The organism is Treponema sp. R80B11-R83G3 (assembly GCF_054786115.1).
Genome location: NZ_BDHF01000087.1, coordinates 1 through 5969 on the forward strand (window position 1 = coordinate 1; position 5969 = coordinate 5969).

The 5969-nt window shown below is 44.8% G+C and carries 5 protein-coding genes; 4 read left to right on the forward strand and 1 reads right to left on the reverse strand.

All coding sequences use genetic code 11. The features are described 5' to 3' along the window. The first annotated feature begins 233 nt into the window (after positions 1-233). From ACYVRH_RS10540 to aroC, 4 genes are all read left to right on the forward strand, one after another. Positions 234-1337 (forward strand): leucine-rich repeat domain-containing protein, encoded by a 1104-nt coding sequence (locus ACYVRH_RS10540; RefSeq protein WP_461256871.1) that lies wholly within the window; start codon positions 234-236, stop codon positions 1335-1337. A gap of 252 nt (positions 1338-1589) precedes the next feature. Then, on the forward strand, positions 1590-3407 hold the full coding sequence (locus ACYVRH_RS10545; RefSeq protein WP_461256872.1) for an ABC transporter substrate-binding protein: 1818 nt from the start codon (positions 1590-1592) through the stop codon (positions 3405-3407). A gap of 12 nt (positions 3408-3419) precedes the next feature. Further along, a complete protein-coding gene (locus ACYVRH_RS10550) occupies positions 3420-4238 on the forward strand; it encodes a phosphohydrolase (RefSeq protein ID WP_461256874.1) in 819 nt (272 codons plus the stop codon). A 4-nt stretch (positions 4239-4242) separates the two neighbouring features. Continuing rightward, positions 4243-5322 carry a chorismate synthase gene (gene aroC, locus ACYVRH_RS10555; protein ID WP_461256875.1) on the forward strand — a complete coding sequence of 360 codons (1080 nt, stop codon included), beginning with the start codon at positions 4243-4245 and terminating at the stop codon, positions 5320-5322. 192 nt (positions 5323-5514) lie between these two features. On the opposite strand, the gene ACYVRH_RS10560 is transcribed toward aroC, so the two are convergent. Beyond that, complete coding sequence (locus ACYVRH_RS10560) at positions 5515-5904, reverse strand: DUF6941 family protein (protein ID WP_461256876.1); 390 nt, start codon at positions 5902-5904, stop codon at positions 5515-5517. Between the last annotated feature and the right edge of the window lie 65 nt (positions 5905-5969).

A 5969-nucleotide genomic window follows, 5' to 3' on the forward strand; every position in this document is an offset into this window, starting at 1 on the left:
ACAAAAATCGTGTCAAACAACTAATAGCATATATTTCCCATATTTTTATTTTTTTCTCATATTATTTTTGCATAACGGACGGTCTACGAACAGAAGGTTTAAGAACCTTTGGTTCTAGCCGTCTTTTATATTACTCCGTTGGAGTAAATTCTGCCTAAAGGCAGGTAATTATTCGTAATTTCCTGTCTAAAAGGAGGAAATTACAGCGGACTAAAGTCCGAAGGAGTTTTTCAATGAAGAAAAACGTAATTTTAGTAGTAGCGCTTTTTGCGCTCATGGTGTCGGCGCTGTCAGCTCAGACGTATAACGCTGAAAGTGATTTTCAGGTAACGAAAAACGGAAACGCGATAACGATTGAAAAGTATGTCGGTACAAAAGCGGTAGTGAGTATTCCGCCGAGCATACAAAATACTCCAGTTACCATCATTGGAGGCAACGCTTTCAAAAACAACAAAACCATTACCAGCGTAACCATACCCGACAGCGTTAAGACAATCAAGGAAGGCGCTTTTTATGCATGCAATAGCATTACCAGCCTTACCATAGGAAAAGGTATTACCAGTCTTGAATATGGCGCTTTTAACGCTTGTGCCGCCCTTACTAGCGTAACATTTCAAGGAGAAATTAATTTAGGTTATTTTGATTCTCTAGCGTTCGACACAGGTACAGGCAACTTACGCTCCACGTTTTACGCAGAACGTTATGCCATTGGATGGCCTGGAACATACACAAGACCGGACGCTAGAAGCACAACATGGACGAGACAAGGAGCGACAACTACCACCACACCTGCATCATCAGGCGACCCCGAAAGCGATTTTAAGGTAACGAAAACAGCAAACGCAGTAACGATTACACAATATGTTGGTAATAAAACAGCAGTGAACATTCCGTCACGCATACAAAACCTTCCGGTTACCATCATCGACGACTGTGCTTTTCAAGACCAAAACAAGATTACCAGTATAATCATACCGAACGGCGTTACCAGCATTGGGGAATACGCTTTTATGAACTGTGCCAGTCTTACCAATATAACCATACCGAACAGCGTTAAAAGCATTGGGAAAAACGCTTTTAACCTCTGCGTCAAACTTACTAGCGTAACTCTGCCTAACAGCATTACCACTATTGGAAAGGATGCTTTTAGGTACTGTAGCGCCCTTATCAGCGTAACGTTTAGCGGCACGATTCCTTCAGCAGGATTTGATGACGCATTCCGTGGACAAGGAGACATACGTGCCAAGTTTTACGCAACAGACAAGGACAAAGGAACGGCGGGAACATATACTACAACATCTCCTGCGGGCACAGCCTCAGTATGGACGAAAAAGTAAGAAACAGGGAATAGCGAATGGGGAGCAGGGAGAAAACTCCGCTCCCTATCGCAACGGTACTCTAAATATAGGAGGTGAGCACAGTAGTAAAATACTTATTAGCGCTTGAAGATGTATGCCTGTACTAAATAAATTCTTTGGGCATACATCGTGTAGTAGTTCGTGTGGTTCGTGGTAAAATTCTTCCATTCTTCATTGCTAATTGCTCATTCCCTAATTGCAATTTCCCCCCCATCTCAGCATAATAACAATATGAAAACCGTAACATTAAGCCTTTTAATAATATTCCTCTTAACCGCCTCCTGCACAAAACAACAAGAAATGTCCCTTGCGGAACTAGAAGCTCTCAGCGCCGAGGGACTTGCGGAACTGCTCGCTAAAACGGTAAACAAACCGTGGAGAGGCGAAGAATTCATCCCCGGAAAAATAGGCGGAACATGGTTCACCGTAATGAACGAAGACCCTAAAAGCTTTAACCACCTTATTGCCGAACAGGACTCCTCCACATCCGCCGTAGTCAGCTGCATGACGGACTACCTGCTTGAATACGACGTTGTGGCAAGAAGTTGGAAACCACGAGTCGCTTCCGCCCAAATACAAGTTGACGAAAAAAACGGCACAATGCAAGTTATCTTCACATTAAGGAACGACGTTTACTGGAGCTACTATAATACCGGTAAAAAAATAAAAGTAACAAGCGACGACATCATCTTCTGGTACGATGAAATAGCCGGTGACCCCGACTTTCAAAGCTCAAGCTATTACGGGCAATTCTTAACAATGCCGGACGGCAGCGAAGCCCATATCGACGTTGAAAAAATTGACGATCGGCGTTTCTCGTTTCACTTTCCGCGAATAATAGCGGAGCCGTATTTAATGACCAACATGGACTTCGGCCCCCGCCACATATACGAACCGGCGAAAAAACAAGGCGGCGTGGAAGGAGTCAGAAACCTGTTCAGCGTCGCCGTAAACCCGCAGACAATACCTTCAATGGGCGAATGGTTTTTAATCGAATACACGCCCGGGCAGAGGCTTGTCTACAAACGCAACACCGACTACTGGAGAAAGGACGCAAACGGCGTAACGCTGCCCTACCTTGAAGAAATGGTCATGCGCATAATCCCCGATGAAAACACAAAACTATTGCTTTTTAAAAACGGCGAAATAGAAAGTTACAACCTCCGCCCGGAAGACATTGACGGCGTTATAAACAAAAGCGACGCGAACTATACCGTCTTTAACAGCGAAGGCTCATTAAGCGCGGCGTTTTGGACATTCAATCAAAATCCAGTAAACGAAAAGAATCCCCAGTACGAATGGTTCACAAAAAAAGAATTCCGTCAGGCGATGAGCTGCCTTCTTAACCGCGACAGAATAAGCGCCCAAGTGTACCGGGGCCTCGCCCAGCCAAAACTCAATGTTTTCCCAGAGCCTAACCCGTACTATAACCCCTCGCTCGTGTTACAATACCTTTATGACGATGAGCGAGCTATTGAACTTCTGGCTTCCATTGACATAAAGAAAGATAAAAAGGGAATCATGCGTGATTGGAAAAAACGCAAAATAGAATTTGATTTAACTATCAGATCGGAAAGCTCAGTTTATCAGGACATAGCGTCCATAATAAGGGACGAACTTTCAAAAATCGGCATTAAGGTGAACATCCGAGTTTTGGATTTTCAAAAACAGGTGCAGCAGTTATTTACAACATTTGATTGGGATTCCATGCTGATGGGGCTTTCAGGCGCGAATATCTTCCCAAGTCAGGGAAGCAACGTATGGCCGACATCGGGTAACCTGCATATGTGGTATCCCAATCAAACGTCGCCGGCGACGGATTGGGAAGCCCGTGTTGATTATCTTTACAACGAAGGCAAGTTTACGATTGACGATCAAAAGGCGCAGGAGATTTGGGACGAGTTTCAATCCATAATGCTCGAGCAATGCCCCATGATCTACTTAATGCGCTCACGAGGTTTTTGGGCGTTAAACAACCGTTGGGATTTTTCAAACGTATACTTTGACAACTTGAACGGCTCTGAAACAAATTATATATTTATTAAATAAGGAGAAAAAATTATGAAATCCCCCAGAGAAGTAAACATCGACATTAAACTTATTGATTTTGTTGACTCGTTTAAATTTCCCGAACCTGTGATGAAATGCTTAAAACTTCTTCTTGCCAACGAGGAATTGCAATTTGCCCAGGAATACGCTAACACGGTTTCCATCATAAGGCTGGGATACAACGATCACGGCCCCGTCCACATGCGCACGGTAACATATAACGCCGTGATAATGCTCGATCTGTTAAAAAAAGCCGGTATAAAAACAAGCCTTGAAGAAGACGGTTGCGGCACTTATGAAGACAGCTTTATCGCCGTAATGATCGCGGCGATGTTTCACGACCTCGGCATGGCGATGGGCAGGCAGCTTCACGAATCGCACAGCCTGATGCTTGCCATACCCATAATTGACAAGATTCTGGATCAGGTATACCCCGATGATTTGCGCAAGAGAGTCATGATCCGCGCCCTCGCGCTTGAAGGAATTGCCGGCCACATGGGCACGATAACCGTTTCCTCTCTTGAAGCGGGAGTAATACAGGTGGCGGACGGCTGCGACATGACCAAGGGAAGGGCGCGCATTCCGATAGCCATTACTTCACATAACGCTAAAGTCGGGCAAATTCACCAATACTCCGCCAACTCTATTGAAGAGGTAGACATTACCCCCGGCGGCGAAAAACCAATCCGCATTGACGTAAATATGTCCAGCGAAGTGGGGCTTTTTCAAGTTGAAGAAGTGCTCATGCATAAAATAGCCCAAAGTACCGCCAAACAGCATATCGAGTTATACGCCAAAGTAGGAAACGACGAAGCAAAAAGGTATTTATAATTAAATGTCAGGTAACACATTCGGCGAATTATTTAAAGTAACGACTTTCGGCGAATCGCACGGTCAGGCGATGGGCTGCGTGATAGACGGATGCCCGGCGGGTTTGGAAATTTCAGCTAACGACATTGAAAAAGAACTTGCCCGCAGACGTCCCGCAAGCTTCTACGGTTCCAGAGATGAAAAAGACGCTCCTGAAATCCTATCCGGCGTTTTTGAAGGAAAGACTCTAGGAAGCCCGATAGCGATTATAGTCCGCAACGCAAACCAGAACAGCCATGATTACGACGAATTAAAAGACATATACAGACCCGGCCACGCCGATTTTTCATGGGAAGCAAAATACGGCATTAGGGACCATCGCGGCGGCGGCAGAAGCTCAGGCAGGGAAACTCTTTGCCGAGTAGCCGCTGGAGCGGTAGCCAAGAAATTTCTTTCTCTGCATGGAATATCAATCATGGCGTGGTCGTCATCAATTGCCGGAATAACCCAAGTATCCCCCGGCGAAGACGGCTTTGACATTGAAGAAATAGAGCGCAATCCTTTCCGCGTCCCAAGCAAAACTGGCGCGGAAAAAGCCGCCGCCAAAATAGAAGAACTCCGCAAAGATGGCGAAAGCGCAGGCGGCGTAATAACCTGCCTTGCATCGGGAGTAAACCCCGGTTTAGGAGAGCCTGTCTTTGACAAACTTGACTCACGTCTTGCGGCGGCGATCATTTCCATAGGAGCCTGCAAGGGCGTTGAGTTTGGCGCCGGTTTCGCAGTCGCCAATATGAAAGGCAGTGAAAACAACGATTTGCCTTACAATGACGGCAACGGCAAATTCGCCACCAACAACTGCGGCGGCATATTGGGAGGCATTTCTTCAGGCCAGGACATAATTTTCAGGGCCGCATTCAAACCAACGCCCTCAATCAGCAAGCCGCAAACCGCTTTTGACAAAAACGGTAATGTTAAACAAATCGCGATTAAAGGCAGACACGATGTCTGCATACTACCAAGAGCCGTCCCTGTAGTAGAAGCCATGACCGCTTTAGTACTCGCCGACTTTTTACTTTTATCACGTATCGCCAAGATTTCACACTAAGATCACGAAGAAGGTGTTATTTCAATGAGCAATGAAAAATGAGCAATGAGCAATTTCGTTGTTTGCGGGCGCGGTTTTTTGGCAAGCCGCTATGCTTGCTAACTTCGCTCATTGTTCATTGCTAATTGCTCATTGCTAATTAGTTCCCCACTTTGTGTTCTTAGTGTGAGGTCTTCTTAAAAAAAATATCTATTAGCCTTTTCTTATATAAAGAGGGATTGAACTAATTTCTTTGTCATCTATGAATAGGACAAAATTTATCAGTCCTGGATTTTTAAAGTGAAGATTTGAAATGCTGAAAACAAGATGGGAAACCGCAGACGCGTTTCCCACGCCCCTTACTTCGATATTTCCGTTAATCGTTTCCATGCTCATATCGCCTTCCAAATCGCGGGTTTCAATTCTAAAAGCGTGGTTTCCAAATTCCCAAAGATCAAAGCGCAGGCGGATCACGACCGAAAGCTGAGGATGAACGCACGGGAAATTACGCGAAATAATAGTATCGAATGTCCCTACGATTGTAAGTTTTCCGCCGTTTTCCTGCGCAAAATCGCAAAATGTAAAAAGCTCTATTTTAATAATAACACCTCGCTAATGTGATGATATATTCTAATACATATTATTAAATGAGGCAATATATCATATAT

Excerpts from the sequence above, each read along its gene's own strand:
- ACYVRH_RS10550 (WP_461256874.1), top strand. The coding sequence starts at position 3,420 with ATGAAATCCCCCAGAGAAGTAAACATCGACATTAAACTTATTGATTTT.
- ACYVRH_RS10545 (WP_461256872.1), top strand. The coding sequence starts at position 1,590 with ATGAAAACCGTAACATTAAGCCTTTTAATAATATTCCTCTTAACCGCC.
- aroC (WP_461256875.1), top strand. The coding sequence starts at position 4,243 with ATGTCAGGTAACACATTCGGCGAATTATTTAAAGTAACGACTTTCGGC.
- ACYVRH_RS10540 (WP_461256871.1), top strand. The coding sequence starts at position 234 with ATGAAGAAAAACGTAATTTTAGTAGTAGCGCTTTTTGCGCTCATGGTG.